Source organism: Micromonospora sp. NPDC003776, assembly GCF_053605645.1.
Genome location: NZ_JBSGJR010000679.1, coordinates 1 through 3313 on the forward strand (window position 1 = coordinate 1; position 3313 = coordinate 3313).

Genomic DNA, 3313 nt, shown 5'->3' on the forward strand with positions numbered 1-3313 from the left:
GTACCGGCCGGCGGCCCGGGAACGAGCCGCCGGCCGGGGTTGCTCCACTCAGGACGTCGCGACGTCCGCGTTGCTCGGCCGGCCCCACGGGCCGGTGATCGCGAAGACGTAACCCGGGGTCTGGATGTTGGCGAACAGGATCTTCCCGTCCGCGCTGAACGTCGGGCCGGTGAACTCGCTGTCGTTCAGCTCGTTGCGGGCCAGCGGGTACGCCTTGCCCTGCTCGGTCACCCCGACCAGGTGCGACACGCCCTCGCCGTCCTCGGCCAGGATCACCCCGCCGTACGGCGAGACGGTGATGTTGTCCGGACCGTCGAAATTGCCGTGGTCCGCCGCCGGGTCGGTGTTCACCCCGAAGATGGTCTTCAGGGTGACCGTCTCCGTCCGCGGGTCGTAGAACCAGACCTGGCCGTCGTGCTCGTTGACGCTGCCGTCGTCGTGCCGGGCGTAGCTGGCCACGAAGTACGCGCCGCCGTCGGCCCACCAGGCGCCCTCCAGCTTGCGGCTGCGGGTCACCTGCTCGTCGGTGAACTGCTTGCGCACCGAGACGGTCTTCGCGTCCCGGTCCGGCACGTCCACCCACTCCACCTTGTACCGGGTGCCCGGGGTGGTCGCCTCCGAGAGGTCGGCCACGGGCTGACTGCCCAGGAAGCACTTCATCGCCGCGAGGCGGCCGGCGGTGTCCCCGTCGGGGCGCTCGGCGAGGGCCCGCAGCGCACCCTTGCCGCCGCGGAAGCCGGCCGGCGGCGTCCACCGGAAGTACAGGCCGTTCGGGCCGCCGGCGTCCTCGGTCAGGTAGATCGAGTGGGTGTACGGGTCCACCGCGACGGCCTCGTGCGCGTAGCGGCCGAGGAACTTCAGCGCCACCGGGTTCTGGTTGGCGGCCCGGTCGTGCGGGTCCACCTCGAACACGTACCCGTGGTCCTTGAGGTATCGGCCACCGGCCTTCTGCTCGGTCTCCTCGCAGGTCAGCCAGGTGCCCCACGGGGTGATGCCGCCGGCGCAGTTGTTGTGCGTGCCGGCCACGCTGACGTACTCGCGCAGCCGGCGGCCCTGCCCGTCCACCTCGATGGTGGTGGTGCCGCCGCGGGCGCCCGGGTCGTAGGTCAGCCCGGCCAGCGCCGGCACCGGGTACGGCTCGCTGCCGCCGATCTCGTGGTTGTTGACCAGCACGGACCCGTTGGGGCCGCGGAAGCAGCCGGTGCCGTCGGCGTCGCTCGGCGTCGGCTGCCCCGACTCGAGCAGGGTCGCGCCGGCCTGGGCCACGATGGTGTAGGAGAAGCCGGGCGGCAGGGCCAGCAGCCCGGCCGGGTCCGGAACGAGTTCGCCGTAGCCGACCGCCGGACGGGTGGCGGCCCGGGCCACCGCCGGTCCGGCGATGGCCTCCAGGTTGCCGGCCACCACGATGCCGAGGGCGCCGGCGGCGCCGGTGCGCAGCGCGGCCCGGCGGGAGATGGGGGAGGAGGTCACGTCGTCGCCTTCCTGTTCACGTGCGTATGACGAGCAGGCAAGTCGGGCCGGGGGAACGCCGGCCGGTGGGAACGACTGCGGCGGGGTGAACAGTGGACCAACGTCCGGTGCGGCCCGCGTACTGTGCCGGGTCGGCGCGCGTCCGTTAGGGTTCCCTTCGATCGGGACGGCGGCGCGTCGGAGGGCGGACGGTGGGCAGGCTCGAGACGGCGTACGGGCAGGCGCTCGCCCTCCACCGGCAGGCGCTGCGGCGCTGGGAGGCGGTGCGCCGGTCTCTGGCGGCCGCCGGGCCACCCGCCCCGGGCAGCCCCGAGCTGGTCGCTCGGCTGGCCCGGCTGGGCGCCGCGCTGGCCGCCCCCGCGCCCGGCACCGCCCGCCCGGTCACCACCGCAGTCCCGGTGCGCGTCGGTGAGGCCACCACCTTCGACGGCGGCTTCCCCGTGCTGGTGCCGCTGGCCGGCGGCAACCACCTCGCGGTGGACGCCGACGCGCGCGATCCCCGGGTCGGTGAGCTCCTGCGGGCCGTGGTGACCCAGCTGCTCGCCGCCGCCCCGGCCGGCACGGTCCGGGTCGCCGGCATCGACCCCGCCGCCTTCGGCGCCGCCTTCCTGCCCCTGCGCCCGCTGCTCGACGCCGGCGTGCTCGCCCCGACCGCCACCACCGCGGCCGAGGTGACCGCCCTGCTGGACGAGGCGGAACGGCACGCCCGGGCCGCCCAGCACGCCGCCCGTGCCGACCAGGAGCTGCTGCTGATCGTCGCCGCGTCCGCCCCGGCGCCGCGGGAGCTGGCCCGGCTGGCCGCGCTCACCCACGCCGGCCCGGCCGCCGCCGTCTGCGTGCTGCTCGCCGGCTACCCGGCCGCCGGCCCGGGCGAGGCCGCGCCGCCGCTCGGCGCCACCACCCAGCTCCGGCTCGGTGAGCGGTACGCGCTGGTCGGCGACCCGCCGGGAGCGCCGTACAGCGGCGACGGGGCGGGGCTCGCCGCCCCGGTGGTGCTCGACGGCGACCCCTCGCACGCCACGGTCAGCGGGTTGGCCCGGCAGCTCGGCGCGGCCGCCCGCCGGGCCGAGGCGGTCACCTTCGCCGACCTGCTGCCGCCCCGGCGGTGGGCCGAGTCCTCGGCCGCCGGGCTGCGCACGGTCCTCGGCCGGTCGGGCAGGGAACCGGTCACCGTCGCCTTCGACGACGCCACCCCGCACTGGCTGGTCGGCGGCCGCACCGGCGCCGGCAAGACGGTCCTCCTGCTCGACGTGCTCTACGGGCTGGCGGCCCGGTACGCCCCGACCGAGCTGCAACTGTTCCTGCTCGACTTCAAGGAGGGCGTCAGCTTCACCGAGTTCGTGCCGACCGAGCGCGACCCGTCCTGGCTGCCGCACGCCCGCGCGGTCGGCATCGAGTCCGACCGCGAGTACGGCGTCGCCGTGCTCCGCGAGCTGCGCGACGAGCTGGCCCGGCGGGCCGGCCTGCTGAAGCGGCACGGTGTCACCAAGCTCGCCGACCTGCCCGCCGCGCACCGGCCGCCCCGGATCGTCACCGTGGTCGACGAGTTCCACGTGCTCTTCGCGGGCAACGACGCGCTCGCCCGGCAGGCCGTCGACCTACTGGAGGAGCTGGCCCGCAAGGGCCGCTCGTACGGCCTGCACCTGGTGCTGGCCAGCCAGAGCACCACCGGGGTGGAGGCCCTGTACGGCCGGGCCGAGGCGATCTTCGGCCAGTTCCCGCTGCGGGTGGCGCTGCCCGGCGGGGCCGCGGTGCTCGACCCGCTGAACGACGCGGCCCGGGCGTTGACCGTGGGCGCCGCCGTGGTGAACACCGCGGGCGGCGCCCCCGGGGCGGACGCCAG

Annotated in this window: 2 protein-coding genes; one reads left to right on the top strand and one right to left on the bottom strand. The window is 76.0% G+C overall.

From position 1 onward, the window contains the following. Window positions 1-48: 48 nt before the first annotated feature. Window positions 49-1470, bottom strand: coding sequence for an alkaline phosphatase PhoX (locus ACWEVO_RS33190; protein ID WP_452311380.1), 1422 nt, complete (start codon window positions 1468-1470; stop codon window positions 49-51). A gap of 191 nt (window positions 1471-1661) precedes the next feature. Here ACWEVO_RS33190 and ACWEVO_RS33195 point away from each other — a divergent pair. Continuing rightward, a partial coding sequence (locus ACWEVO_RS33195; protein WP_452311381.1) for an FtsK/SpoIIIE domain-containing protein occupies window positions 1662-3313 on the top strand: 1652 nt, incomplete at its 3' end.